Source organism: Corynebacterium sp. HMSC061H03 (assembly GCF_001838215.1).
Taxonomy (GTDB): domain Bacteria; phylum Actinomycetota; class Actinomycetes; order Mycobacteriales; family Mycobacteriaceae; genus Corynebacterium; species Corynebacterium jeikeium_D.
The window spans coordinates 41,971-68,796 of the sequence record NZ_KV836085.1; the positions used below are offsets into that span (position 1 = coordinate 41,971).

25 protein-coding genes are annotated in these 26,826 nt (G+C 57.5%); 17 read left to right on the forward strand and 8 right to left on the reverse strand.

All coding sequences use genetic code 11. From position 1 onward, the window contains the following. Nucleotides 1–12: 12 nt before the first annotated feature. Nucleotides 13–1,143: a metal ABC transporter substrate-binding protein gene (locus tag HMPREF2787_RS09325; RefSeq protein WP_070859089.1), complete on the reverse strand. Its 1,131-nt coding sequence runs from the start codon at nucleotides 1,141–1,143 to the stop codon at nucleotides 13–15. A gap of 275 nt (nucleotides 1,144–1,418) precedes the next feature. Between HMPREF2787_RS09325 and arsC the strand changes: the two genes are divergently transcribed. The 8 genes from arsC (at nucleotide 1,419) to HMPREF2787_RS09365 (ending at nucleotide 10,583) form a co-directional block, all read left to right on the forward strand. Further along, complete coding sequence (gene arsC / locus HMPREF2787_RS09330) at nucleotides 1,419–1,763, forward strand: arsenate reductase (glutaredoxin) (protein WP_070859090.1); 345 nt, start codon at nucleotides 1,419–1,421, stop codon at nucleotides 1,761–1,763. Between the two features lie 198 nt (nucleotides 1,764–1,961). Further along, nucleotides 1,962–3,359 (forward strand): MFS transporter, encoded by a 1,398-nt coding sequence (locus HMPREF2787_RS09335; RefSeq protein WP_070601649.1) that lies wholly within the window; start codon nucleotides 1,962–1,964, stop codon nucleotides 3,357–3,359. Nucleotides 3,360–3,501: 142 nt separating this feature from the next. Continuing rightward, nucleotides 3,502–3,669, forward strand: coding sequence for an antitoxin (locus tag HMPREF2787_RS09340; RefSeq protein ID WP_082149825.1), 168 nt, complete (start codon nucleotides 3,502–3,504; stop codon nucleotides 3,667–3,669). A gap of 140 nt (nucleotides 3,670–3,809) precedes the next feature. Next, nucleotides 3,810–4,907: a FecCD family ABC transporter permease gene (locus HMPREF2787_RS09345; RefSeq protein WP_246824283.1), complete on the forward strand. Its 1,098-nt coding sequence runs from the start codon at nucleotides 3,810–3,812 to the stop codon at nucleotides 4,905–4,907. Continuing rightward, nucleotides 4,904–5,764, forward strand: coding sequence for an ABC transporter ATP-binding protein (locus HMPREF2787_RS09350; protein ID WP_070859093.1), 861 nt, complete (start codon nucleotides 4,904–4,906; stop codon nucleotides 5,762–5,764). The genes HMPREF2787_RS09345 and HMPREF2787_RS09350 overlap by 4 nt, the downstream gene beginning before the upstream one ends. A gap of 84 nt (nucleotides 5,765–5,848) precedes the next feature. Continuing rightward, on the forward strand, nucleotides 5,849–6,874 hold the full coding sequence (locus tag HMPREF2787_RS09355) for an ABC transporter substrate-binding protein (RefSeq protein WP_070859094.1): 1,026 nt from the start codon (nucleotides 5,849–5,851) through the stop codon (nucleotides 6,872–6,874). A gap of 117 nt (nucleotides 6,875–6,991) precedes the next feature. Continuing rightward, nucleotides 6,992–8,728 (forward strand): ATP-binding cassette domain-containing protein, encoded by a 1,737-nt coding sequence (locus tag HMPREF2787_RS09360; protein WP_246824286.1) that lies wholly within the window; start codon nucleotides 6,992–6,994, stop codon nucleotides 8,726–8,728. 1 nt (nucleotide 8,729) lies between these two features. Beyond that, entirely contained in the window at nucleotides 8,730–10,583 is a 1,854-nt protein-coding gene (locus tag HMPREF2787_RS09365; protein ID WP_070859096.1) for an ABC transporter ATP-binding protein, read from the forward strand. A 47-nt stretch (nucleotides 10,584–10,630) separates the two neighbouring features. Here the strand turns inward: HMPREF2787_RS09365 and HMPREF2787_RS09370 are convergent, their stop codons facing one another. Beyond that, nucleotides 10,631–11,926 (reverse strand): alpha/beta fold hydrolase, encoded by a 1,296-nt coding sequence (locus HMPREF2787_RS09370; protein ID WP_070859097.1) that lies wholly within the window; start codon nucleotides 11,924–11,926, stop codon nucleotides 10,631–10,633. Between the two features lie 15 nt (nucleotides 11,927–11,941). Continuing rightward, on the reverse strand, nucleotides 11,942–13,036 hold the full coding sequence (locus tag HMPREF2787_RS09375) for a trimeric intracellular cation channel family protein (protein WP_038628175.1): 1,095 nt from the start codon (nucleotides 13,034–13,036) through the stop codon (nucleotides 11,942–11,944). Nucleotides 13,037–13,093: 57 nt separating this feature from the next. On the opposite strand from HMPREF2787_RS09375, the gene HMPREF2787_RS09380 reads away from it, so the two are divergent. From HMPREF2787_RS09380 to HMPREF2787_RS09390, 3 genes are all read left to right on the forward strand, one after another. Beyond that, nucleotides 13,094–13,690: an HD domain-containing protein gene (locus HMPREF2787_RS09380; protein WP_049180858.1), complete on the forward strand. Its 597-nt coding sequence runs from the start codon at nucleotides 13,094–13,096 to the stop codon at nucleotides 13,688–13,690. Nucleotides 13,691–13,860: 170 nt separating this feature from the next. Next, a complete protein-coding gene (locus tag HMPREF2787_RS09385) occupies nucleotides 13,861–14,895 on the forward strand; it encodes an NADP-dependent oxidoreductase (protein WP_162837321.1) in 1,035 nt (344 codons plus the stop codon). 95 nt (nucleotides 14,896–14,990) lie between these two features. Further along, entirely contained in the window at nucleotides 14,991–15,524 is a 534-nt protein-coding gene (locus HMPREF2787_RS09390) for an LURP-one-related family protein (RefSeq protein WP_246824288.1), read from the forward strand. A 29-nt stretch (nucleotides 15,525–15,553) separates the two neighbouring features. Here the strand turns inward: HMPREF2787_RS09390 and HMPREF2787_RS09395 are convergent, their stop codons facing one another. Beyond that, the gene (locus HMPREF2787_RS09395) at nucleotides 15,554–16,879 is read right to left on the reverse strand and encodes an MFS transporter (protein WP_246824289.1); all 1,326 of its coding nucleotides are present in this window, start codon (nucleotides 16,877–16,879) and stop codon (nucleotides 15,554–15,556) included. Between the two features lie 140 nt (nucleotides 16,880–17,019). Between HMPREF2787_RS09395 and HMPREF2787_RS09400 the strand changes: the two genes are divergently transcribed. The 5 genes from HMPREF2787_RS09400 to nagB all read left to right on the forward strand — a co-directional run bounded on the left by HMPREF2787_RS09400 (nucleotide 17,020) and on the right by nagB (nucleotide 21,515). Further along, nucleotides 17,020–18,795 carry an ABC-ATPase domain-containing protein gene (locus tag HMPREF2787_RS09400; RefSeq protein WP_070859099.1) on the forward strand — a complete coding sequence of 592 codons (1,776 nt, stop codon included), beginning with the start codon at nucleotides 17,020–17,022 and terminating at the stop codon, nucleotides 18,793–18,795. 111 nt (nucleotides 18,796–18,906) lie between these two features. Next, nucleotides 18,907–19,695 carry a MerR family transcriptional regulator gene (locus HMPREF2787_RS09405; RefSeq protein WP_038628167.1) on the forward strand — a complete coding sequence of 263 codons (789 nt, stop codon included), beginning with the start codon at nucleotides 18,907–18,909 and terminating at the stop codon, nucleotides 19,693–19,695. 75 nt (nucleotides 19,696–19,770) lie between these two features. Further along, nucleotides 19,771–20,085, forward strand: a complete 315-nt coding sequence (locus HMPREF2787_RS09410; RefSeq protein ID WP_070429484.1) for a cupin domain-containing protein — start codon at nucleotides 19,771–19,773, stop codon at nucleotides 20,083–20,085. Nucleotides 20,086–20,166: 81 nt separating this feature from the next. Continuing rightward, complete coding sequence (locus tag HMPREF2787_RS09415; protein ID WP_016422332.1) at nucleotides 20,167–20,478, forward strand: hypothetical protein; 312 nt, start codon at nucleotides 20,167–20,169, stop codon at nucleotides 20,476–20,478. Nucleotides 20,479–20,729: 251 nt separating this feature from the next. Further along, nucleotides 20,730–21,515 (forward strand): glucosamine-6-phosphate deaminase, encoded by a 786-nt coding sequence (gene nagB, locus HMPREF2787_RS09420; RefSeq protein WP_070859100.1) that lies wholly within the window; start codon nucleotides 20,730–20,732, stop codon nucleotides 21,513–21,515. A 37-nt stretch (nucleotides 21,516–21,552) separates the two neighbouring features. On the opposite strand, the gene HMPREF2787_RS09425 is transcribed toward nagB, so the two are convergent. Then, nucleotides 21,553–22,179 carry a cation efflux transmembrane domain-containing protein gene (locus tag HMPREF2787_RS09425; RefSeq protein ID WP_070859101.1) on the reverse strand — a complete coding sequence of 209 codons (627 nt, stop codon included), beginning with the start codon at nucleotides 22,177–22,179 and terminating at the stop codon, nucleotides 21,553–21,555. Nucleotides 22,180–22,211: 32 nt separating this feature from the next. On the opposite strand from HMPREF2787_RS09425, the gene HMPREF2787_RS09430 reads away from it, so the two are divergent. Beyond that, entirely contained in the window at nucleotides 22,212–23,297 is a 1,086-nt protein-coding gene (locus tag HMPREF2787_RS09430) for a lipoate--protein ligase family protein (RefSeq protein ID WP_070859102.1), read from the forward strand. 161 nt (nucleotides 23,298–23,458) lie between these two features. Here the strand turns inward: HMPREF2787_RS09430 and HMPREF2787_RS09435 are convergent, their stop codons facing one another. From HMPREF2787_RS09435 to HMPREF2787_RS09445, 3 genes are all read right to left on the reverse strand, one after another. Next, nucleotides 23,459–24,424, reverse strand: coding sequence for an ADP-ribosylglycohydrolase family protein (locus HMPREF2787_RS09435; protein WP_083326696.1), 966 nt, complete (start codon nucleotides 24,422–24,424; stop codon nucleotides 23,459–23,461). A 79-nt stretch (nucleotides 24,425–24,503) separates the two neighbouring features. Then, nucleotides 24,504–25,076, reverse strand: a complete 573-nt coding sequence (locus HMPREF2787_RS09440) for a histidine phosphatase family protein (RefSeq protein ID WP_070859104.1) — start codon at nucleotides 25,074–25,076, stop codon at nucleotides 24,504–24,506. Between the two features lie 77 nt (nucleotides 25,077–25,153). Continuing rightward, complete coding sequence (locus HMPREF2787_RS09445) at nucleotides 25,154–26,737, reverse strand: cation:proton antiporter family protein (protein ID WP_070859105.1); 1,584 nt, start codon at nucleotides 26,735–26,737, stop codon at nucleotides 25,154–25,156. Between the last annotated feature and the right edge of the window lie 89 nt (nucleotides 26,738–26,826).

Consider the following 26,826-nt stretch of genomic DNA (forward strand, 5'->3'; position numbering starts at 1 on the left):
GGTCGCTAGGGGTCACTTGATGTCCTTCGGCAGCGGCGCGACGGTTCCGTCCCACGCAGTCACTACCTGAGTGACATTGTGGATGATTGAACCGATGTAGGTCTCGCCAGCACTTCCGGCCGGACCAAGGGAGTCGCCATAGAGTGCGTCCTCGCCGACGACGGCCTTGACACCCGCGGCCTTGGCAATTGCCTCAATTGACTTAGAGTTATTCGAGTTTTCCGCAAACAGCGCGGTTGCACCCGAATCCTTCACGGTCTTCGCGGCCTTTGCGATGTGCGCGGCCGTGGCATCCTGCTGCTCATTGAAATCAGACAGCGCTGCGCCGATGAAGTTGATATTGAACTCGTGGGAGAAGTATCCAAACGCATCGTGGCTGGTAAACAGAACAGGATCCTTCACACTGGCGATGGACTTACTTGCCCAGCCATCCAGCTGATCCAGCTTGTCCTGGTAGGCCGCAACATGGTCGGCGATAGTGGACTTCAGCTCATTGTCACCACGTTCCTCAGCAACCTGTTCCAGGGCGTAGCCAATGTTGGCAACCTGTATCTTAGCGTTCTTCGGTGAGGTCCACACGTGCGGATCGAAGCGGAATTCTGCCTGCTCACCGGGTTCTTCCGGCGGGAATGGCCACGGGGCGACATCGACCTTTTCCACGCCACGGTCAATGGTGTAGTTGCCGTTCTTCGCTTCCTCCGGTGGCAGTGGCTTCGTCTTATCCAGGTCCTTGTCCGCCTTCATAGCGTCGACGTCAGCTGCCGTGAGGACGCCACTGGTCACTGCCATCGTTCCGGAAAAGCCTGACGACTCAATCGCCTGGTCCAGAAAGTGTTCCAGGTCGACGCCGTTGACGAACAAAAGATCCGCATTACCGGTCTTGGTCAGCTGCTCATGGGTCATTTCCAGCTCGTGCGCTGTTGCATTCGGCGCCAACAGGCAGGTCAAATCCACCTCATCGATGTCGAGCTGCTTAACGTAATCACAAATCTGCGTCGTCGAAGCCACGACGTTGATTGGGTTCTCGCCGCTGGCCCCCTCACTGCTATCGCCACAAGCTGCAAGGCCAGCGCCCGCTAGCAAGATTGAAAGGCCAGCACACATGGACTTGGCTGATCGCGAAAGCTTTCCGGAAATTGTCATACTGGTGTCCACTCTTGAATGTTTGTTACTGCTTTACGACGGCTTCGCTGACCGCCCGCTTCAATAAAGCTGGTCACTTTAAGGACGGTTGGGGCGCACTTCACCGTTCATCTATCAGGTGTGAGAGTAAACCTAACGACATCTATTTTCAACCTTTTGAACTTAGATGTTTTTGGTATTACATTTTTTGAAGATAAAGAGTGAACAAAATCTAGCCGCTGGCCGTTGCGCCACAGCACCAACCTTCCCGCCACAACATCAGCCATGATGGAGACATGGAAGCGAAGATTTATCACAACCCCCGCTGCTCGAAGTCCCGTCAGGCCCTCGCCACGCTGCGCGAGGCCGGCATCGAACCGGAAATCATCAAATACCTGGACACTCCCCCAACTAAGGCCGAGCTGCGCTCGCTAATCGAGGCGGCCAACCTGAACGTCATCGATGCCGTGCGCACAAAGGAAGTGGAGTTTAAGGAACTGGGACTCTCCAAGGACTCCAGCGACGAGGAACTTCTGGACGCAATGGTTGCGCATCCACGCCTGATTGAGCGCCCATTTGTCGTCACCAATAAGGGGGTAAGGATGGCGCGCCCCACCGAGGCCATTAACGACATTCTCTAACCGATGACAAGCGTTAATCGCTTTTACACCAACCCCCTTCAAAGGTCTCCAAGACCAGGAAGTTAACAGCCCGTTAATAGGAGATAAAGCCACTGTAAACTCGCCGCTGAAACGATAAAGCTCTCCGCCTGCTGTCCCTAGCCACCCGCACAGGTTGCACCAGAGACAGCGGCGGCCTTCAGCGAAAGGACTCTCATTATGAGCAGTCAGAGGCTCGGCTGGCTCAGCGCACCCGGCCCAGCAGCTCCCCTTCCCGAGGAAAAGATTGCCCCGACTTACCGGACCTGGCGATTCAACGTCTTCATGGGCATCTTCATCGGCTACGCGGGCTTCTACCTCATCAGAAATAACATCCCCCTGGTGTCTGCCGTGCTGGAAAAGCACGACCTACTTGGCGCAGCCGGGATTGGCATCGTAGCCAATGCGGTTCTGTTCTCCTACGGCCTATCCAAATTCTTCATGGCCATGCTCTCCGACAGAGCCAATGCCAGGTACTTCCTCCCGCTTGGCCTAGCACTGTCCGCGGTCGTAAACCTCTTTGTTGCGTTCGTCCCAGCGATTAGTGCCTCTGTTGCGATTTTCGCGACAGTCATGTTCATCAATGGCTGGTTCCAAGGCATGGGCTGGCCTCCTTCTGGACGCGTTGTCGTCCACTGGTTCTCGACATCCGAGCGTGGCACTTTGATGTCGATCTGGAACACTGCCCACAATGTCGGCGCCGCCGTCGGCGGCGCTCTGGCAGCCTGGGGCTTGCATTCGTTCGCCACTTCCGACGCCGACTGGACTCCCGCATTCTGGCTACCGGCGATTGTCGCGCTCGTGATTGCCGCCATCGCATTCCTGCTGATTCGAGACAACCCGCAATCCATGGGCCTGCCTCCGGTCGAGGAATACCGAAACGACCCAGACAAGGTCGAAGGAACTAATGACGAGGCACAAGAACCTTGGTTCACAATCGTCAAGAACCATGTTCTTACCAATCCGGTTATCGTCATGCTGGCGCTAGCCAACGTGTTCGTCTACGCACTCCGCTACGGCGTTCTTAACTGGATTCCGATTTACCTGACAAACGAACTGCACAAGACCAATGTCACGGGCGGAATCATCGGATTCATGCTCTACGAGGGTGCAGCAATTGTGGGCACCCTACTATGCGGATGGGTCTCCGACAAGGTCTTCAAGGGCTGGCGCTCAGGCGCCGGCATGCTCTTCCTGGTTGGCACCGGCATCACCATTTTCGCATACTGGCAGCTACCCGCTACGGCACCATTGTGGATGTTCTATGTGCTCATCTCCCTGATCGGCGCACTCATTTACGGCCCAATCATGCTCATCGGACTGCAAGCTATCGACCTCTCGCCTAAGTATGTTGCGGGAACCGCAGCTGGTTTCACTGGATTGTTTGGCTACCTTCTCGGCGCAACACTCGCCTCGACTGGTGTCGGCCTCTTGATCGACTTCGCAGGCTGGAATGTCACATTCGCGACCCTCATTGGAGTTGTCGCTATTGCGTTTGTCCTCATGATCTTCGTCGGCAAGTACGAGCGCGAAGTCATGCACAAGGCAGATGAAGCCCGCACCAAAACAGCTCAATAACTGTCGGTCACGGTGTTGCTAGTCGAATATCAACTTCACTCCGTGGGGCCAATACGGTCGCAAGGTCACCAATTCATCGGTACACTCTATGTCACAAACGAAAAAACGCGAGTAGACATTACGAATGGAAGGAGACTTCACCATGGGACTTATGGATAAGGCCAAGGAAGCACTGAGCAACGAAGAGAACACCGACAAGGTCCTGGACAAGGCTGAGCAGCTGGGCAAGGAGAAGCTCGGCGAGGACAAGGCTGATCAGATCAAGAAGGTTCGCGACATGGCAGACGAGCGCCTGGGCGACAAGAAGTAAGCTACAGAGCTTTTTCACCCCGCGCTAGCACCCTGTTCACACAGGGAGCTGGTGCGGGGTTTTGTGTTCTTAGGAGATTCCGTAGCCCCACTGACACGCCTTTATTGACAATTATTTTCAAATTGTCCATCATTAACCAAGTGCAAACTATTGTCGATAGAGCTTCTCTTCCGCGTACTCGAAAACAAAAACTTCGAGCCCGGCTCTTCGGCTTCTTGTTCTTCCTGGCCGTCCCCGCCACAATCCTCCTGGCAATCTCCATCGGCCCAGCGGGAACAGGTTTCAGCAACGGTATCGTCGCACTACTCAAGCCGCTCATCGATTCGCTTGCCGACGGCTTCCCAGGTCTCAACCACCTTTTGCCTGAGATATCCCCCGCCACGCAATCACTTGTCTGGAGCATCCGGCTGCCCCGCGTCCTCCTTGCGGGCCTGGTCGGCGCCTCGCTCGCTGTCGCAGGTGCGACTATGCAGGCAGTCTTTCGCAACCCACTGGCCGAACCTGGTGTTACCGGCGTCTCGTCCGGTGCAGCAGTAGTGGCCGTCATTCTCATCGTCACCGGTGTGGCCTCGAAAGCGCCGTGGGTTCTCTCGGCAGGGGCATTCATAGGCGCGTTGCTGGCTGTCATCTTTGTCCAGATCGTCGCCGGTCTCAATGGTGGCAGCGGAGCCACCTTGTTGCTCGTCGGCATTGCACTCAACGCGTTCCTCGGCGCAGTCATTGCCGCCACCATTGCAAACGCGCCTCACAGCGATGACGCTCAACAGGCCATGTTCTGGCTCAACGGCGATTTGACTGCTGCGAATTGGCAGGACATCGCGCTGGCAGTCGGCCCCATTATCGTCGGCACGGTTATCTTGATGATGCTCATTCCCGAACTCAACCTGCTTCTCCTCGGCGAGGAACAGGCCGCTGCCACTGGTATGCGCACAGTTTGGATCCGGCAACTCCTGCTCGCCCTGGCTGCTTTAGTCACGGCAGCGGGCGTCGCTGTCACTGGCGTCATTTCCTTTGTCGGGTTAGTCGTCCCGCACCTGATTCGCCTTGTCATCGGCCCTGACCACCGCAGTCTGCTGCCCATTTCTATGTGCGTCGGCGCAGTTTTTCTCATTCTCGCCGACCTCGTCGCCCGCAGCCTCTTTTCCCCAGTTGCGCTACAAACTGGCACAGTCACCGCGTTTCTTGGTGCACCTGCGCTACTCGCGTTAATTCTTCGGCAAGGTGGCCGCCAGTCATGAGTAAGCAGACACAAACTCCTAGCGGCCCCACCGCTAAGCCAAACGCCGACACCAACGCGCTGCTGCGGGCTACCGACCTCAGTGTCGGTTACCGCCATCGGACCGTCGTAAGTGGCGTGAACCTCGCCATTCGACCTGGCGAAGTCCACGGCATCATCGGCTCCAACGGCACCGGAAAATCCTCCTTGCTCCGTGCTATGGCTGGCATTGTGGCACCGAGCTCGGGGCAGGTTGAGCTCCTCGGTGTGCCGCTGACGAAGCTTCGAGCCCACGAACGCGCCACCCGGTTGGCGTACCTGCCGCAGCACACACCGGCAGATGCCGCCATTGATGTTAGGACTGTCGTCGCACTTGGCAGGTACGCGCACCACCGTCGGCGTGACCGTTTCCGCAGTTCACTCAACTCCACGGACCACGACATCGTCGCCTACGCCCTCGACCGCGTTGGTGTCACCGCACTCGCCGACCGCCCTATCACGGCTCTGTCCGGCGGGCAGCGGCAATTGGTGTTCATCGCAAAGCTCTTGGCACAACAGGCCAAGGTCATGCTTTTCGACGAACCCACTGCGGCCTTGGACCTCGGGTTTCAGCTGGAAATCCTCGAGCTGCTCGGCGAGCTTGCCGACGAGGGCCACGGTATCGGAGTCGTCCTTCATGACCTCAACCTCGCGGCCCGCAGCTGCCACCGGCTCAGTGTGATTCACAACGGCGGATTAGAAGTCACTGGTTCCGCCAAAGAAGTGCTGACGCCTCCCCGGATAGATGCGATTTATCGCATCTCTAGTGCTGTCGATACCGATCCACATACCGGTTCGGTGCGAGTGACGGCGTTGGCTCGGGCTCGCCCGGCTGACTGATTCAGACTGTCTGATTCCAGCTAGCACCAACGCAACTGAAAACTTTCCCAACAATCAAAACTCAACACTCAAGGAAGTACTTACGTGTTTTCACCAACTTCTCCTATCTCTGCCATGAAGCGAAACTCTAAAAAGGCCTTCACTCTGCCGTTGATTGCAGCGCTCCCACTCGCTGCGGTGGTCGCTTGTTCTACTTCGGAGGAGACGGCGCAGCAACCGTCGCCAAGCGAAACTACGGCGAACCAGCAGGCACAGTGGCCGCGTACTGTGACCGTTGGCGACCACGACGTTACGGTGCAGAGCCAGCCGAAGCGCATCGTTGCACTGTCGACCGAGGTTGCGGATCTGGCGCTGGAACTGGTTGGGCCAGATCGTGTCGTCGCGGTGACGAAGAACGCGCTCGATGAGAGCTCGGGTAATCAGGTTGAGCTGGCGCGTCAGGTGCCCAATGCGATTGCCAATTCCACAAAGCCGGATCCGGAGCAGATTCTGTCCTATGAACCGGACATGGTGTTGATGACCAGCCGTCATGATCAGGAACAGTCGGCAAGTAAGCTGCTGGGTGCCAGCGATGTTCCGACCGCGGCGTTTTCCAGCAGTGATTTTGCCTCGCCAGAGGCACTGGCAGAGTCGGTGACCACGCTCGGCAAGTTGCTCGGAGCCGAAGACAAGGCAGCCGAAATGGTTGCCAAGATTGAATCGGAAACCGAAGAGATTCTCTCGGGAATTGATTCCACAGCTAAGCCAAAGACGCTGGTTCTGTTTGCCCGCGGTGGCCAGAAGATGATTATGGGAATGCAGTCGGCGACGACGAATCTCGTTGAGCTGGCCGGTGGCGAGCCGATTTCGCCAAAGGGCAAGCGTCCGGGTGCCGTCCCCGCGGATCCGGAGACAATTGTGCAGCTCAATCCGGATGTCATTTTGATTCAGGATTTCCACGGCCAGGGCAAGGCTCCATTCCAGGAGTTGCTGGATAATCCGGCGCTTGCCGACGTCGCTGCGGTCAAGAATGATCGAGTGCAACTGATCGATGCGAAGACGACCTCTGGCACCGCCGGAATGCATATGCCCGATGGACTGCGTGAGATCGCTGACGCGCTGGCTAAATAGAAAATAGGTTTTCACGTCGCTATGTGGATTCATGAAGCACTGACTTCCCCACCCCGCGGAATGCACTGGGTTTTGTTATCCAGCTGGGGGCGTAGCTTTTTCTTCGCTCTCAGTGCTGTGTCTCTTGGACACGCACTCGATGCTCTAAGCAGTTTGCACGGCGGTATCACAGACACCAGTGGTGGAAACTGGTTTGGGGAATGGGGACTTCATGAATCCCTGGCCGCTGCAATTGTGGCAGTCATTCTGGGAAGCCTCTGTGCTTATGTCACCGAGGCACTACCACCACGGCTTGCTGGTAAGCAGGAAAAGCTGTGGCGCTCGCATGTTGTTGGCAGTGTGCTGAAGCCGGAGTTTTCCGCTCCTGAACAGGCTCCGAAGCACGCGCATGGAAGAGGGCACGGAGGCGGGAAAGTTGGTCACGCACCTCGAAGCGCCGCCAACACTGGCGAGGGTCTACTCTTCGATGCAGCGACCGCAAGCGTCGAACAGACCGCGAATTACCGAGCGACATTTCTCGCCCCCACGTTGGCCTCGTTTAGTGCTCCACTGATCATTTTGGCGGTCTGGGCTTTGTGGGTGGATACGAAAACCGCCTTGTGGCTGGCACTATTTTTCATTTCCACGCCGTTGATCATTATTGGTGCTGGAAAGATTCTGCGGAAATCCAATGCGACGTATCGCCGAAAGCAAGCAAAGGCCACCCATGCGTACTTGGAAATGCTCGAAGGGCTGGGAACATTCAAAGTTCTTGGAGCAATTGACCGGGTCATGGCACGTTTCGCCAGCCAAACTCGCACTGCGATGGCTGAGCTCACTGCCCTACTCGCCCGCAATCAGCTGATGATTATTGTCAACGATGCGGTTTTTGGAATTGCAATGTCGACTACAGCAATCGGGCTAGTCCTGCTGCGTTTGCAGGCAGACACAATCAGCGTGGGCACGGCTCTCGCAGGTGTTTTTCTATCCGTACTGCTCTATGAGCCCGTTAATCGCGTCGGCCGCACTTTCTATATCGGACTCGGTGGTCGCACGCATCGAAATGGAATTGTGGAGGTATTCGGCGCACCCGCAGAACTTCCATCTGCTCCAGCCGCTGTCTCCACCGCCGCAACAGCATATTCCGCAAAGGCCTCCGCACCGCACGCACCGGAAATTTCCCTCCGTGATGTGAGCGTCGACATCGGCGAAAAGCGCATTCTCTCCGATATCAACCTGACAATTCCAGCCGGCAGCAGAGTCGGCATCATTGGCCCCAGCGGTTCCGGAAAGAGCACACTCCTGCGTGTACTCGCAGGTCTGCAGCCGTATTCCGGGGAAATCTGCCTCGACGGCCGCTCGCTTACAACCCCGGAGTTGCTCGCCAACTCGCTGCTCATCTCCCAGCAACCAGCCATTTTCGGCACCACCGTAGCGGATAATCTTCGCATCGCATTCCCGGACGCAACGGCCGTCGATATGCGAAAAGCACTTCGTGACGTGCACTTACTCACCGAAATCGAGCAACGCCCTGGTGGTCTCAATTCGGAGGTTGGGGATCAAGGAAATTGGCTCTCAGGTGGGCAACGACGCCGTCTGACTATTGCGCGTGGTCTGCTCGGCGCTGCTCCGATTGTGCTTCTCGACGAGCCGACAGCGGACATCGATCGTCGGACGGAAGGTCTCATTAAGGAGTCCTTAACCCGCCTTGCTGAAAGCCGAACTAGCATCATGGTCGCTCACCGATTGGAAGCACTATCGGACGTTGACCTGGTCATTGTCGTCACTGATGGCCGAATCGTGGCTGCGGGCAAACCCGACGAACTGAGTACAAGCAATGAGTACTACGCACGGGCGCTGACCGAGGAGAGCTGACATGAACAACATCATCTGGTTGCTGCGCTTTTCCGCACAGGCTCGCGGAGCGCTCAGCGCATCTATCCTCGCACGAGTGGCTGGGCACATCTTGGGTGCATTGATGCTGGCTGTGCCGTCCTGGGCAATTGCCACAATTGCGCTGTCGAAGTGGGACGCAACCGACTCGTCGCAAAGCATGGGCATGAGGTGGGCGTGGGCGATCATTGGCGTGGTTGCGGGTCTGGCTCTGTTGAAAGCGATACTGCGGTACGTCGAGCAGTACCTCGGGCACTTGGCGGCGTTTCGGCTGCTAGGCGAACTGCGGTTGTGGATTGTCGAGCGCCTTATCCCGCAGGCACCCGCGGTAACCGATGGGCTGGGTACCGCCAGGATTCACACAATTGCCATTCGCGACGTTGACCGCGTGGAAGTCTTCTTCGCGCACACGATTGCGCCTGCGGTGACGGCCGTACTAATCCCTCTGCTGGCGGTCGTGACAGCAGCATTGACGGCCGGAGCGTTGCCTGCAATTGTTCTGACGCTGACCTTTGCGGTTGGCTTGGCAATTGCGCTCGCAGGCTCTAAAAAGGCGACGACGGAGGCTTCCGCAACGAACTCCACTCGCACGGATATTGCGCAGTATATCGCCGATACGTTGCGACTTCGGGAGGAAATCCTCATCTACGGTGCAGTCGAGCAGCGGCTGCGGGGACTGCGTGAGCTCGACGAGCAGCTTGCTCAGAAGATGCGTGCAGGTGGCAGGCGGGCTGGCCTGCGCTCGGGTGCGACCGGCCTTCGGATTTGGGGCGGTAGCATTGCCGTCTTTTGTGCTGGTATCCCGGCTCTTTCAGCCGATTACCGTCTGCTCCCTGCCGTTTTAGTGACAACCTCCTTGGTTGCGGGAACTGCCTCATCGATGGATTCAATCGAGCGCCTGGCATCTTCTCTGCCAGCGGGACTCAGCGCAGTCACGAGGATTAGAAAGCTTGCTGCGCAGCCACCGACCGTGGAAGAGCCAGAGCAGCCGGAGCAGATGGAGTTGCCGGAACAACTGAAGGCCCAGAAGACACCAGGCGTACAGGCTTCTCTGTCCGAATCCACCGGCTCAGCCCCCGCCCTCGAATTGCGTGATCTCAGTTATCGCTACCCTGGCGCCGACAGCCCAGCGCTGAGCAACATCAATCTACGGATTAATTCTGGGCAGTTCATCGGTGTGGTCGGACCAACCGGTTCGGGCAAGTCCACACTCTCCCGGCTAATCCAGCGGCATGTCGATCCGGATGTCGGCGAGGTCATCATCAATGGCCACAATGCCCGTGACCTCGGCTCAACCAATGTCTGCCGAGCTGTTGTTGTCGCAGATCAGAATCCTTTTCTCATGGAGGCAACTGTCGCTGAGAATTTGTGTCTCGGCGCACCTGATGGCTGCGAGGTTCCCGAATCACTGATGCACTGGGCACTCGAACTCGCCGCCATCAACCCTGCTGAGATGCCGCTGGACAGGCCCATTGGCCGCCGCGCGCAGCGGCTTAGCGGTGGTCAGCGTCAACGTCTGGCGCTGGCTCGCACCTACTTACGCGCGGTACTTGCCGACGGCTCCGTGCCGGACGACCCCGCTGCACACCTCGCCGGAAAGATCGTCATTTTCGACGAAGCCACCAGCCACCAAGATCCACTGACGCAGGCTCGTATCGTCGACAATGCCCGCACAAGTGGCGCGACCTGCATCTTCATTGCACACCGGCTTCAGACTCTCGCCCAGGCCGATGACATCCTCGTCATCGAAAACGGCCAGCTCATAGAGCACGGCACGTATGACGATCTCTTGAACGCCAACGGCGCCTTTGCTCGGCTTGCGCGCGCTGAGGTCTAGGCTCGGCCTAACTCGCCGCGCAAAGACTCAGTCCGCGGATATATCTCCTAGTGATCCTCGAGGAGCTCACGGAGCAGCGCGAAGATGGTCGAGCCATCGTGGCGAATACCGTCATGTTGGAATGCATTGGTCACATGTGGTCGCAAGTCCCGATAGCAGTTAGCTGTCGCCATTGAATACTCGAACGGTACGAAAATGTCGTCAAGATAAACCGCGGCTGCCGAGGTCGGGGCGTCGGCAAGCAAACGTGCGGAATCATACGGCGAGTTTTCCCAGGTGTGCTGTGCCAATGTTTCCGCCTTGTCCTTAAAAGGCATGAGCGCGGGGTCTTCGTCGAACTGCCAGGGGAAAATGTGCTCGCCGGTGAGGTAAAACGGCTCGTCTCCTGCCGGATTAGCGTTTTCTTCGAAACCTGGAATCTCCTCACGAATGCGATGTGCTGCCCAATTAGTTATGGGCTGGTCCCCGACGCCACCATAAATTGATTCATGAATCGCGGCGTATAGCGGACCGTCTGCGAAACTCACGCGGGATCCGACATCGGCTAGGAAATCAATGCGCAATTGCTTTTCGCCATCGCGAATGTTGAATGGCTCTTCCAACAAATACGCCAGATTATGGAATCCATCTCCGCGGCCTAATTCAATTCCGATGGTTCGGAATCGGCGAGAACTCAGACGCTCACCAGTGGGGAGAGTTTCTGCAGATTGCTCCAGGTGCGCACAGATTTCTCGAATGCGGTTTTCGGCCCAAGGATACTCGCGATAAAAGCGCTCGTGGCGGGTGCGCAGCTTCCCATATGTCGTGCGATAAAGGTCATCAGCGCCACGGTCCAGAACGGGCAAACCACCTGTGAGGTAAGCGTGCTCCACGGATTCCGGATAGCGGCTGAGATATGAAGTAATGCAAAAACCACCAAAGGACTGCCCATACAGTGACCATCTCGCAATGCCCAAATACTTTCGCAATGCTTCCGCATCTTCGACAATGTATTCCTGACGCAATTGCGCAAGCCGCGCGGCCGGAATACCCGCAATATTGGCCGCATCAATTCGATGCGAGCGTCCCGTGCCACGTTGATCCAAAAGAATCACGCGGAATTCCTTCAGCGCCTCACCAATTACTCCGCTAGTTCCCACCGGACGCGGTGCCGGGAAGCCTGGACCTCCCTGCAAATAGACAACTGCCGGCGCGTCCTCATTTCCTGGCGCATAGATCTCCCTTGCGAAGAGCTCAAATGTCGCAGCATCCGCAGCCCCGGCAAAAGGATCCCAGGGAACCTCAAGGGTGTGTTCCTTAATAATGTGCCCAAAATGCCTGCTCACAGTACTCGTCGATGCCATGTCTCTACCGCTCCTCTAATCCCGCTGGTCGTATTTCTTCATTAGCTTTGCGACGAGCAAATCGGTCGCCTCATCGTCAGCAAGAATTTGATCCAACATCTCCCGGTATTCCCGCTGCCGCAGCGCAGTATCTTCCCCGTAATCGTCATAGGAATCGCCGGATAGGTCCACACCGAAATTGGATTCATCGCTTTCGTCTTGCTCTGTCTCCTGTTGTGCCGACGGAACTTCCAGATCCGCTGGGAAGTCCGCATTGAACTCCTCCAGGAATTCCTCCGCGTTGGCCTCTGCGTCGGAACGCGATACTCCCCTATCGACCTCAGCCTGAATGCGACGCTGCAGCGCCTTTTCCATCTGGCGGTGGCGCCAACTGCGCAGGCGCGCGGGCTCGAAGCGTCGACCGACCTCACGGCTCTTGCCCTCTGCGCGACGCGCGAGGACCGCAATCTGCGACGCGGTGTCGTTCAATGGTGCCCACTCAGAGCGTGCCGATACGCGCCAATTGCCCCAGTACCCCAGCAGCGACAGCAGAATGCTGACGACGGGACCGACGACCATGGACACGGCCATAAATCCCAGATGGTGGCCTCCGATGACAATAATTGCGCAAGCCACGGCGGGGATGACCGTGGGCTGATTGCCGCCGAAAACAGCGGGTACCCGTCCGGTAACAATGTCACGAATCATGGAACCGCCAGTGGCTGTGAAAACGCCCATCATGATGCACGGCAGAATGGGCAAGCCATACGTGACACCTTTGACCGTTCCCGTAGCGGCCCAAAGACCCGAAACCACAGCGTCACCGTGGACCTGAACGTATTCCCAGGTCTTACCTTTGAAATAGAAAAATCGCGCGATAAGTGCACCGGTGAATGCCAGGATTAGGTACTCCGGCTGACTCATTGCGGCGACGGTGCCCTGGTTAATCAGAACATCGCGAATCATGCCGCCACCCAGTGCAGAGAACAGTGCAATAAAGAAGAACCCGATGATGTCGTAGCCTCGTTGCCGGGCGATGGTGCCGCCGATGATGCCCATGAGCAGGACACCACTGACATCGGACCACCGGTACATCGACTCGATGAGCGGATCTACTTCTGCGACGTTCATGATGTTCAAGCTTAGACGCTGCTATTTTTCAAGCATCAACGAAAGGTCGGGATACCCATGGAAAACGCTGACACCTTTGTTTCGGAACGCCCCAGTGGCAGGCTCATGCGCGGCATCGCAACTGCTTCCCGCGCGCACGATGGGCACTACCGAAAGGGCTCTGGCGTTCCCTATATCAGCCATCCAATGGCGGTAATGCTGATTGCGGCGAGCGTGACTAACGACGAAGACGTGCTGTTGGCAGCCCTCTTCCACGACATTTTGGAAGACGTGCCGGAAAACTACTCACGTGCCGAGATGGAAGATGAGTTCGGACCTCGCGTGGCCACGATCGTCGATGGCGTCACCAAGAATTCTTCCCTGCCCTCCTGGCAGGAGCGTGCCGATGCCTACCTGGAGCAACTTTCTCGTGGCAGCGCGGAGTCAATCATCGTGGCCGCCGCGGATAAATTCCACAATCTCAGCCAAACTCTGGAGGATTTAGACCGCGAAGGCCACTCCCTGTGGCGACGCTTTCGTTCAACTCCGAGCCAGCAGCTCTGGTGGTACACGAATGTCCGCAACGTAATCGCCGAACGACTGCCCGACATGCCTCTGTTGGACGACTTGGACATTCTAATTGAGCGCCTCGATTCCTGGGTACAAGCGGCGTAACCTGCGTTTTTCCAATCGCTTTAAGTTATAAAAACATGTCTAGGCATAGCCTGAACCACTCCGGCAACGGTACAGTGGCAGCCTACGTGGCTCGGATATTTATCACGATATAGAGGCCACGCAACAACAATCCGACAATAGATCCAGGAATACGCAACAGGAGAAAAACAGTGACTTCCACTGATGCATCGTCCACAACCGAACTGCCCACCACCACTCAGCAGTGGGTTCTAGCTTCCCGACCGACCGGCCTGCCGACTGACGAGAATTTCCGCCTCGAGACCGTCGATTTGCCAGAGCTTAACGACGGCGACATTTTGGTAGCCAACTCGGTCGCTACCGTCGATCCCTACATGCGTGGCCGGATGAACGACACCAAGTCGTACGTTCCTCCTTTTCAGCTTGACCAGCCAATGACTGGCGGCGCTGTGGGCACTGTCCTTGCGTCCAAGTCGGATAAGTTCCAGGTTGGCGACGCTGTCCGCCACTCTTATGGCTGGCAGACCAATGCTGTTATTGCCGATTCCGAGGCAACACCGGTTGACCTCAACGTTGCACCGGCTGCTGCCCACCTGGGCATCCTTGGTCTTACTGGACTTACTGCTTACGTTGGCCTGACTGCTGTCGGAGAGATGAAGGAAGGCGACGTCGTCTTTATCTCTGGCGCTGCTGGTGCGGTCGGCTCGGCTGCTGGTCAGTTCGCCAAGCAGATGGGCGCAGCCCGTGTCATTGGCTCCGCCGGCTCGGACGAGAAGGTTGAGCGTCTACTCGAACTCGGCTTTGATGCCGCCTTCAACTACAACGACGGCCCGGTTGCAGAACAGCTGGCAAAGGCCGCTCCAGAGGGCATTGACTTCTACTTCGACAACGTCGGTGGCGACCATCTCGAGGCAGCCATCGGCGCGATGCGCACCTTTGGCCGCGTTGCTATGTGTGGCGCAATCTCCCAGTACAACAACACTGGAGCTCCGACCGGACCACGTAACTTGGCTCTGGCGATTGGCAAGTGCATTACTCTGCGCGGCTTCGTCTTGGGCAAGTACCTGCACCTGGCAGGTGAATTCCAGGAGCGAATGGCTCCGCAGGTCGTCAGCGGTAAGGTCGCCTACGATGTCACCACTCGCCACGGTATCGAGAACATGCCAGCTGCATTCCTCGAACTGTTTAGCGGAGGCAATACCGGCAAGATGGTCGTAGAGTTCTAAATAACTGTCATCGAGTTTGGAGCTAATTCGTGAACACACAGAAACCTCGACTGCTTACGACCGACACACTGCTAGTTCAAGAAACACGCAACGTTATGCGCAGTGAATACTCTATTTTCGATGACAACGGCACCCAGATTGCCCAAATTACCCAAGCAGGATCACTGGGTCGACGCATGTTGGGCATCGGTGTCAAGTACGACATCTTCGATGTGGACGAGGATGGCAAAGAGGGCGACAAGCTCCTCACCATCACCGACCCCGCGAACGTTTTCGGCGACACATACAAGGTTCTCACACCCAACGGCGCTAAAATCGCCACAGCCAAGACCAAACGATTCAGCCTAAAATCACGGCTAGCTTTGTCCGTCAAAGGGCTTTCCGACGTCGATGTTGACGGCGGCTTCCGCGGTAAAAATTACGCACTGACCAGCAAGGGACGCCCGATTGCGAAGATTGACCGGAAGTACCGTGGTCTCAAAGGCGCTATTACCGGCAAGGACACGTACGCTCTGCATTTGGAGCCGAACTTGAACGAGGAAACGCGGGCTGCGGTGATCGGTACTGCGCTGGTTATTGACATTGTCAGGCGCAAGAACGATGAGGCTGTAGCGGTTAGTGTGAGCTAGCGCTTCCGCCTTGTTAAAGAACTGCCCTGCTAAGGCGTCACCTTGTGCGGCGCCGAGACTTCCTTCAGCCTGCTGGACATAGCGACACCAACCAGTCCCATTAGTGCCAGGAAGATTAAAGCTGCCGCAGGGCCGAAGCTGGCGATAACACCCGAAAGCGCACCGACGATGAGCAGGACAACGCCCATGATGGTGTTGGCTGCTCCGACATACTCGGTGCGCTTGTCGCCTTCTGCCATGTCCACAACATAGGTCGAACGAGCCACGCGAACACCGGCGTGGACGACGGACATCGCGAAGAAGCCGAGCGGGAAAATCCAAGCGTTCGCACCGGCGGAAAGCCAGTGAGCACTTGCGACCAACAAAAAGAGAACAATAGAACCGACCAGCGAAGAGTAGGTCAACACCTTCTTCGAGGATTTATCCGACCAGATTCCGGCGACTTTTCCACCAACCAAAGAGGCGAAGCCTGCGGCGAGCATGAAGATACCGACATTGGCGCTTACTCCCCCGCCGCTACCGTCAGAGGCTTCCAGATCAGCTCCCACCTGTGCACTTAGGGTTACGATGAACGACGTGGATAGTGCTGTGACCAGCAACAAACTACGGACGATCACAAAGTCGCGGAAGTTCTTATCCTCTTTAAAGAGCCGCCAGGTGTCCTGCCACCAGGTTTTATTCGGTTCTTCCTTGTCCCCGTCGTTGGTGGGCTCAACAATCCCACGGAAAATCAAAACTGCTGCTACCCACGACAGTGCCGCAACAAAGATGAGCCCCGCCACGATTGGTTTGGTGACGTTGTCGCGGATAATCCACAACACTGCACCAACAATAATTGCGGCGACACCGCCCAACATCGCAGCTCGGCCACTAATCTGCCCGCGCTGCCCCTTCGGAATCGTGCGGCCCTGGACATCCTTTGAGGCCATCGAGCACAGGGCTCGGGCCGTCGCAAAGCCTGCAAGCGCGACGATGACAGCGACGCCGAGCGCGGTGCCTTCTAGGAACAACGCAGCCAGACCAATCAGCGCTGCTGCGATGGCTTGCCCCAAAGCACCAGCGATCCAGACGGTTGTGCGGCGCGGGCGAGATTTCACCCAAGGTGTGAGGGCGGCCTGCGGAAGCATCGAACCGGACTCGCGCACCGGCACAAGCATGGCGATGAAGAAGCCCGGCGCGCCAGCCGAATGCAGCAGCCATGGCAACAGCGTCTTCGCCGCGACGATTTGATCGCCGATATTCTGTAGTCCGTTCGCCCAAACGTAACGCTTGGCATTCGCGCGGGCGTGTTTTTGCACCGACTCTGGGGTGCTCCCTGCGTCCGTGGGTTTGTCAGCTTCCGAGCTATCAGTCATGGCTCTCACGCTACCTGCCTGTAGCAACGGCGCTACCGTATGCGGCAGCCCCGCTGTGTCGCCCGACGGCAATTCTCATCCGGCGCTCAGTCGCTACACTCGCGGGAAGAACACCGAATTCCCTCAACGAAAGTAGCAATATGCCCGCTGACCTTTATCGACGTCTTTCCAACCTCGATGGCAAGAGCTACGGTGCATACAAATCTCTTCGTGGCTCCCACGACCTGCCGGATCTCGACACGACACTGTTTATCGACAAGGTCCAATCCGACCCTTACGCCCCAGCATCACGGGCACGCGTCCACATTCCGCTGTCAGTGCTGGACTATCGCGGCGCATCCCGCGCACAACCGGGCAGGTTCAGCACGGCAGAGCTCGACTTATTGAACCGTCGCCTCGTGCGCGCGTTTAAGAAGTATGGCCGCGGTCTGTTTATCGATCCCCCAGGTCAGCAGGTTTTGCGTCGAGCAGCTGTCGCTGAGCTCCGTGGGGATGCGCACGACGTCGATAAGCATGATGATGCCCTCCAGATCTGCCTGGAAATCCAACTGCCCGCCCGCGGCCGACGCATTCTCGGCCGTGAGGCAGCGCGTCTGATCTGTGAGGATTTGTTGGACGCGCTTGACGACGCCATCGTGAACGCACCCATCGATGCGCTCGAGGCAGCCGCGGAATTGGAGTATGACCAGAACTCATTGCGCCGTGCAGTGGCGGACGCGGACCTGATTGGGTTTGTGGCAGACGGGTCCGTGTTGCCTCGTCAGGCGGGCAATAGCCAGCTGCCAAAGCCCGGTGCGACTGCGTTTACCTCGCCGGAATCGTTGCAGCACAGTTTTCAGCTACCTTCGGGGAAAACGGTGCACGGCATGGGCATCCCGCGGGGCGTGACGTTGATTGTCGGTGGCGGTTATCACGGTAAGTCCACGCTGCTGTCCTCCCTGGTCACGGGCGTATATAACCATGTCGCTGGCGATGGCCGCGAGTTTGTGGTCGCCGACGAGACTGCGGTTGCGCTGCGTGCCGAGGACGGCCGGGCCATCACTGGTGTGGATATCTCACCGTTTATCAACGGTCTTCCCTCCGGTGATGACACGACCCGGTTTTCCACGGCGAACGCGTCGGGGTCGACCTCCCAAGCTGCGGGTCTGATGGAGGCGCTGGGTTCCGGTGCGCGAGTGCTGCTCATCGATGAGGACACCTCCGCGACCAACTTCATGATTCGCGATGAGCGTATGCGCCGACTCATCCCCGATGACCGCGAGCCGATTACTCCACTGGTCGCACGGGTCCGCGAGCTCTGGGAGGACCACGGGATCTCCACGGTCATCGTCGCTGGTGGTTCTGGTGCTTTCATCGATGTCGCGGACACCGTGATTGCTATGGATGCGTACACGCCTTACGACGTCACCGAGCGCGCCCGTGAACTTCGCGAATCTGCCACTCCGGCTGCACCTTCGCCAGCATTCGCGCAGATTGGTGAGCGTTTACTGCAGGCAGGCTCTCCTGCCGGTGAGAGCTGTGGCGGGCATGACGGCCGCGATGGTCGCGGACGTGGCGGTCACCGCGGCGGACGTGGCGGCGGGCGTGATGGTCGTGGCCGCGGTGCGAAACCGCCTAAGCCACCGCGTGCTCGTGGTCTCGAGATGATTCAGGTGGGCAAGGACAATCTTGACTTGCGCGCTGTCAGTCAATTGATGGGCTCCTCCCAAACAGAAGCAATTGCCCGGATTCTGGGGGCCGTCGTCAAGCAGCTCGATGGGCGTACTGACCTTATCGAGCTAATCCAGCGTGAGTACGACAATTTTTGTCATTCGCTCTTCGACGCGACAGCTGAGTTCAATAATTCAGGTCATCTCGCGGAGCCTCGTTTCCAGGAGGTGACGGCGGCAATCAACAGGCTCCGGCTCTTGCGGTAGGAGCCCGAAGGTTGGCAATCGCGGGAACGACATTCCTGCGGCTGCCGCAGCAAACTTCCTCATCTGATTCCGGCATCTGGCCTTGACCTTGACGCGACGTCAAACAGAAAGATGATTCCCGTGAGCAACAACGACAACGAGTACACCATCGGCGAGGCAGCCGAGCTCCTGGGCGTTACAACGCGCACGCTGCGACATTGGGATGCCATCGGGCTGCTCAGCCCGCAGTATCGCACGTGGTCCGACTACCGCCTCTACACCGATGAGGATATCGACACGGCATTGGAGATTCTGGTCTATCGCGCCGCTGGTGTGCCGTTGAAGACTATCGAGGAGTTCATCCACTGCGATTCCTCCTCGAGAAGTCGGAAAGATCGTTTGCTCGCACAGCGAACTGTTCTCACAGAGAAGATCGCTGCCCTGCACCACATGGTGCAGTCTCTGGACAAACTGATTGAGGAAGGACACACGATGGAAGCTAAGACGAAGGCAGAGCTCTTGGGCCGCGACTGGCAGAATCTAGAGGCCGAGGCTGAGGAGCGCTGGGGTGACACCACCGAGTGGGAGCAGTCCCAGCAGGCTCAGAAAAACATGACGGATAACGACTGGGCTGCTCTTGAGGCAGAGGCTAAGGATTTTGCCGATGCGCTTGCCGACGCTGCCGAGCGACACGTGGAGCCAGGTTCCGAAGAGGCGGCCGAGCTAGTTGACCGTCACTTGGCCTCTATTACCCGCTTCTACGAGGCCGGTCGAGAAAAGCAGATTCTGCTGGCTCGCATGTACGTCGCTGATTCCCGGTTTGACCGGTATTACCGCGGCAATGCTGGCTACCTGCTGGAGTTGATTGAAGCTCAGGCCCGTAAGGAAGGTATTGACCCGGCAAGTGCCGAGTGGCGGTAGGTAGCGCTAGACACCGGACGGCAGCCGTTCATCCAGGCCTTTCCACTCGGGACGAAATCCGCTTAGAATTGGCTCATGAAATTCATCGAAGCCGCAGACTTCACCGCTGATCGCCCGTGGGGTGCACTGAATGTTGTCACTATGACTGGCGCCACAAGCGTCCGGCTCCACTGGAGCGATCAGCCATACAAGTGGCACATCAATGATGGCGAAGAGGTCTTTGTGGTTGTCGACGGAGCCGTCGACATGCACTACCGCGATGCGGGACAGGAATGCGTACGCACATTAACGCCTGGCACTATCTGTTTTGCAGAAGCCGGCGACGAGCATGTCGCGCACCCGCAGGGCGAGGCGCGCATGCTTGTCATTGAAAAAGAAGGCTCAGTCTAGCCCACAGCAACAGCAGCCGACAGTGCGCACTTCGGCATCCCCATAACTGCGTCATAACCCCGACTCGGGAAGGAATTAACTATGAAGTTCTCTCGCTCTCTCGCCGCTGTTATCATCGGCGCCGCTGCCGTACTTGGCTCCGTCGTGGCTTCCCCGACAATTGCACAGGCGATTAACTGCCCATTTGCTCCGGTGCACAAATACGAACAGCACCGTTTCTCAGGATCTTCGACTTCGGCCGATGCTTTCCAGGTTTGGTTTGACGGTGGCGTGTACGTTGAACCAATTGTCGAAACACTGGATTTGGTTGAGCTTCAGGTCAACGATACCCAAGTCGCTCAAGCTGGTGACATCATCTACAAGGACGAAGACGGCAATTTCTGGGTGAAGTAGCCCAGGGCCAGAAACAATACGCCCCCAACACACTCAGAGTAACGCCAACTGTGGCGTTGCCCTGAGTGTTTTTCGTTGCCCGGAAGAAGTTGATAAACAAGAAAAACAGAGTGTAATTACAGGAATTAACCAATGGCAGATTAACCTCGTCTGAATAGGGCTGTAGCGCCTAGCGTTGTGGAGTCACTAGAATTCTGCCCCGCCCCTTTTCATTTTCTGCCACGAGCCCTCGTTTTCTGGAGTGTTCCACCATGGAAATCATCATCGTCGATTCTGAGGCTGAAGTCGCGAACATCGCTTCGGACTACCTCGCGTACTACGCCAACAAAGGTGGAAACCTCGGTGTGGCAACAGGATCGACCCCGCTTGCGACGTATCGAGAACTGATTCGTCGCCATCGGGCTGGTGAAGTCACTTTCAAGGACTGCAGTTTCTTCGCACTCGACGAATACGTGGGCCTGCCCATCGAGCATGAGCAGAGCTACTACCACGTGATTCACAATGAGTTTTCCGATCACGTGGATGTTGACCCGGCGCGTGTCCATATTCCCGATGGTCTCGGGGACGACATCGGCGCAGCCTGCGAGGACTACGAACGCAAGATTATCGAGGCCGGTGGCATTGACATTCAGTTGCTGGGCATCGGCACCAATGGGCATGTCGGGTTTAACGGGCCCTCCAGCTCTTTTAGTTCTCTGACCCGCATTAAGACGCTGCACCCGCAGACCGTGCTGGATAACGCCCGGTTCTTCGACTCCGCGGACGACGTGCCGTACCACGTGGTCACCCAGGGGCTTGGCACTATTTCACGCGCGGGCCATCTCCTGTTACTGGCCACCGGCACCGCAAAGGCGCACGCTATTGCCGCCTCCATCGAGGGCCCGCTGAGCGTCTCTATGCCCGCGTCCGTATTGCAATTACACCCACGGGCCACGGTTGTAATTGACCAGGCCGCAGCCAGCGAACTGAAAAACAAGGAATACTACGAGTTCGCCTACGCCCATAAGCCGCAGTGGCAGAAGGAAATGTGGAAGTAGGCCTCGACCGCACCCCGCCACACACGACTAGCCGGCACTAGTCGTCGTCATCATCATCCATCTCCAGCTCGGGGTCTTCGGCACGCGCCTGCTCGTAGACTTCTTTCGCTGCCGTGAGGTTAATGGCACCGATGACAAGTCCCACGACGATGTCGGGCCATGCACTGAACCAGAACACGGTGACTACTCCGGCGGCGAGGATGAGCAGGTTCGCCAGGACGTCGTTACGAGCCGCCAACCACGCGCCACGCATGAGAGCACTGTCAGCCTTGCGCAGATTCATCAGCAAAATCGCGCAGACTAGGTTGATGACCATCGCAATAATCGCAGTCACTGACAGCGTTAGCGGCTCTGGCGGCTCACCGCTGATCATCTTCCAGATGGCAGTGCCGAACGCCGCGATCGCCGGAATCAGAATCAGCCCGGCAAGGCCGAAGCTCGCTTTACGACGGCTCGCCAGCGACCAACCCAATGCGGTGAGAACCAGCAGGTTGATGAGGAAATCCTCAAGGAAATCCGCAGCGTCAGCAAACAGAGCTGCGGAGCCAATAATTGAGGCAACAACTAACTCAATGAAGAAACCGAGAAGATTCAGGCCTGCTACCCAGGCAACAATTTTGCGGGCGCGTTGATCTAATGAGGATGACGTAAACACGGAGGACATCGTAACGCGCGGCGAGAGTACTCTCGAAACCTATGATCCCCGCACAGAAGTTCCACTCAGAAATGAAGGTTCCCGGCGGCAAGTTAGTTGTCGCCGATTGTGAAACCACCGGTGACACTATTTCGTCGATAAGCATTTCGGGCGACTTTTTCCTCGAGCCCGATGAGGCCTACGACATTATTAATGACGCTCTCCTCGGTGCATCTGCCGAGGACAATACGGAGCGCCTACAGGCTCGCCTCGATGCAGCGTTAAAGGATTTTGAGGATCAGTCCGGCCGCGAGGTGCGGCTGCACGGTTTTGATACCCACGTCGTGGCACAGGTCGTTCGCCGCGCACTGACACAGGCTGTCGACTTCACGGATCTGGAGTGGGAGGTTGTGCAGCCGGGTGTCCTGCCGACGGTGATGAATGTTGCTCTCGACGAGGTCCTCCTTGACCAAGTCAATTCCGGACAGCGCGGACCAACTCTGCGTTTCTGGGATTGGGATGATCGTGCCACCGTCATCGGTTCATATCAGTCTTATGTCAACGAACTCGAGCCCGAGGGTGTAGAGAAGCACGATGTGCAAGTGGTGCGTCGTCTCTCCGGCGGTGGCGCGATGTTCATGGAGGGCGGCAACTGCGTCACCTACTCGCTCTATGTACCAGAGAAGCTGGTCGCCGGCCTTAGCTACGTTGAATCCTACGAGTTCCTCGACCGTTGGGTCATCGCTGCACTCGCGCAGCTCGGCGTCAATGCGTGGTACGTCCCCATCAATGACATCACCTCCGATGGCGGCAAGATTGGTGGTGCCGCACAGAAGCGCCGTGGTTCGACAGTGCTTCACCACGTCACGATGAGTTATGACATCGACGCCGACAAAATGATGGAAGTCCTGCGCATTGGTAAGGCCAAGATTGCCGATAAGGGCCTGCGCAGCGCGAAGAAGCGCGTCGACCCGCTGCGTCGCCAGACCGGTGCCAGCCGCGCGGAAGTCATCGACACGATGAAGCAGACATTCATCAACCGCTACGGTGCCACCGAAGCATCGCTTTCCGACGAGGACTTCGCTGCGGCGCAACATCTTATTGACACCAAATACGGCACGGAGGGCTGGACTCACCGAGTCCCCTAATGCCCACGCCAACTATCTAAATGAAGAAAATCTTCGGGATACAGGGTTAACTGGATAAAAAGTAAACCAAGGAGGCTCGGCGTGGACGACGAGAAGAAACGGCGTCAAGTGGAAAGAAATCTGACGATACGTCCACTCATTAGTGAGTGCGTCGCCGAATATTAGCTCTCCATGCCCACCAGTTTCTCCGCCAACTCCGCAACATCGTTTGGGTGATACTGCGCGGGCCGGTTTCGCTTCGGCGAGCAGGAATCAATGACATCCCGCCACCGCTGCGGAATGCCGGAGGCCCCAAAGACGCCACCGAGAAAAGCACCAACAATGGCCGCGTTAGTGTCGGTGTCGCCGCCACGGCCAATGACTCGGACCAGAGAGTCCTCAAAGGTCGTGGTTTTGTCTTCTACCCGGCGCAGTTCTTCATGCAGTGCCCACAGCGCAAAGCGCAGCCATCCCTGATGCACCGAGAAATCCGGCTCCCCGCTATCCACCACGGCACCGCTGGCCTGCCACTTGGTTTCCCACTGCGCGCGCTGGGAAGCCAGCCACTCCATCAGCGCACTCACGCCAATGCCGCGGCGCGGCTGGTGGAGGCCGCCGCTGATGACGTCGGCAAGCGCGGATGCGTAACGTGAATTGGCCTCTATGCACACTGGGTGCGGGTGCGTGATGGCGGCGTCCTTGCGGGCGAGTTCGCCAGCACGTGCGGGGTTGCGCCAGTACGCGATAGCCAGCGGTGAGATACGCATGAGCGCGCCGTTAGCCTGGGAGTTCGGGTTCGGCGCGCGCCGGAGCAACGCTGCCGTGGTGGCCTCTCCGATGTCGAAAGCGTCGGAGTTTGCCCAGCGCACATAGGACTCGCGGACATCGGCGGCATCGTAGCCTTCGCAGCGCACCAGTGAGCGTGCCAGCGCCAGCGCCATTTCGGAGTCATCAGTGGGCTGGCCGGCGGCGATGTTGTGGGTGCCGCCATCGGCAAGTTCACGGACACCGTGTGGGTAGCGCTGTGCAATCTCCTCGGCACTACAAAACTCCACTAGCGCGCCGAGGTTATCGCCGATGACCTGGCCATAGAGCACACCGCGGGCACGGTCGACTACGCGGGCGAAAGCATCGGAATTGTGATTCACAGGCACCTCTTACAGAGCTTGACGGCGTTGGCGGCTTGAATGGCATCGGCGAATTCACCGAGACACCTGTACAACGCCGCTACAATCCCCGCGAGAGGTTCCAGCGCAGAACCGCAGGTCGGTCATGGTAGCGACCAAGCACGGATAGGGATGCGGTATTCAACGGGAAGGACTGGCCAAGTGCAATGGGCAGTTCTAGCCAGGCCGTGGTGAGTGCACGCAGCGAGTGACCGTGGGCGAACAAAATCGCCTTGTCTTCGCCGGATTCGCGCACCCTCTTGACCACGCGCTCAACCCGTTCACGGACTTCTTCCGCGGTTTCGCCATTGGGCACACCGTGAGTCCAAATCTGCCAGTCGGGAACAGTCTTCTGCACTTCCTTCGAGGTAATCCCCTCGTAGTCGCCGTAGAACCATTCCGCGAGATCCTCTTCGACTTCGAAGTCGTGGAATCCTGCCAATCGAGCGGTCTCTTGGGCACGCTGGCGGGGTGATGCCAGCACTAGCCCAAAGTCCTTCGGATCCAGCCAGCCGTTCAGGGCCTCGGCTTCTTCCCGACCGTTGTCAGTCAGAGGAAGATCAGTTACCGATGTGTGCTGTCCAGTGCGCGACCACTCAGTTTCGCCGTGCCGCACGAGATATAAATCAGTCATAGTTCCAGCTTAGGCTTATCTGAAAGTGCGGTTAGCCGCGTCAGCCCTGCTAGCCCATCACGGGGTCACGGATCCGGCTACGAACGCTGCTTAAGTGTTTCCACTGCGCGGTCGGCAAGCTCCTCGCCAGCACCGTCATAGAGGTAGACGGCCATGTCGGCACCAACGTTGAGAAGCTGATCCTTAAACCTCTGCACCTTAGTGGTGGTAGCAACCACGGCTTCGGTGTCCTGCTTACGGATGCTCTGAATCATCGCGTAGGTCTCAGCGTGCTCAGACAGCGCCAACACGTACAGCGCTGGTTTCTTCTCCAACTCGATGTGGTGCCACAGCTCTGGGTCTGTCACATCACCCGGGATAACCTGGTAGCCCTGCTCACGCAGCTCTTCAATGCGATCCTCATCGAAGTCAACGCCGAAGACGTTCATGCCGTACTCATTAACCAACCTGCCGTAGACACCGACGCCGACGCGCCCCATACCCATGATGAGGGCATCAGCGTTATCAATAATGACCGTTGCCTCTTCTGGGACCAGGCGGTCCTCTGGGGTTTCTGGGACGAACTTCTGCAGGAAGCTGACCAGCTTGTCCTCATGCGGGGCCATCAGCGAGCTGGCAATGAAGCTACCCGCCACGGCGACTGCCATAATCGAGGTCCATTCTTCCGGCAGAATGTCCTGTTGCGTCGCCGCCGCCATCACAATTAGGCCGAACTCCGAGTAGTTACTCAACGTCAGCCCCGCCAGCGCACTCGTGCGCAGCGACAGTCCCATGCGCTTGAGAATCCAGATGAAGATAGTGGCCTTGAACACCAGGAACAGCACCATAATCGCAGCGATGACGTAGCCGCCCGCGCTTGGCAGACCACCGAGACCAATCTCGATAAAGAACGCGACCAGCAGTAGCTCACGAATACTAATCAGTGCTTCCGACAGACGGTCAGAAATTGGGTGCGAAGACAGCAGAATACCGGCGACCAGGGACCCCAGCGAGCCAGAGAGCCCTGCCAGTTCGAAAGCCGAGTAAGAAGCCACTGCAATACCAATACCGGTGAGAACCAGCAGCTCAGTGCGGAACATGCGGTTGGGAAGCCGCGCCGCCAGCGGGCGAATGAAGAACAATAGTGGCAGCGCCAGCGCCCACAGCTCCGGGGTCTTACCCGACGATGCCACCAGCACGCCGACCGCAATGATGTCCTGCAGAATGAGTACACCAATCGCGATACGTCCGATGGCCGAAGCACCGCGGTTCTGCTCCTCCAAGTGGCTCATCACAAACACCGTCGACGAAAATGAAGTCGCGATGCCGATGTAAATTAGCGCGGTCACCGACAGTCCCGTGAGCTCACGCAGCGGCAAGAAACTGGCGACACCGAACAGCACGGCAAAAACTACCGTGTTTAAAAACGCGTGGCCAAGCCCCGAAAAGACCACTCGTGGCGCCACGATATCCTTCGGATTTAGCTTCAGACCGATTGTGAACAGCAAGGTGGTAACACCAAGCTCGGCCAGCGAATCAATGAACGGGATTTCCTCAAGCCCCATTGCATGAACGGCAAAACCGGCCCCAAGGAAACCAATCAGCGGCGGCAGCCGAAGCAACGACGCACCGAGTCCGCCGATAATCGAAAACAGTATTGCTGTTAGGTATACGGATTCCACCCATCAAAGATATCAGCTGACACTACCGATTGATGCAGTGGCTAACCATTAACAGATTTTTAACACCAAACCGGGGTTAGCTTCTTGGG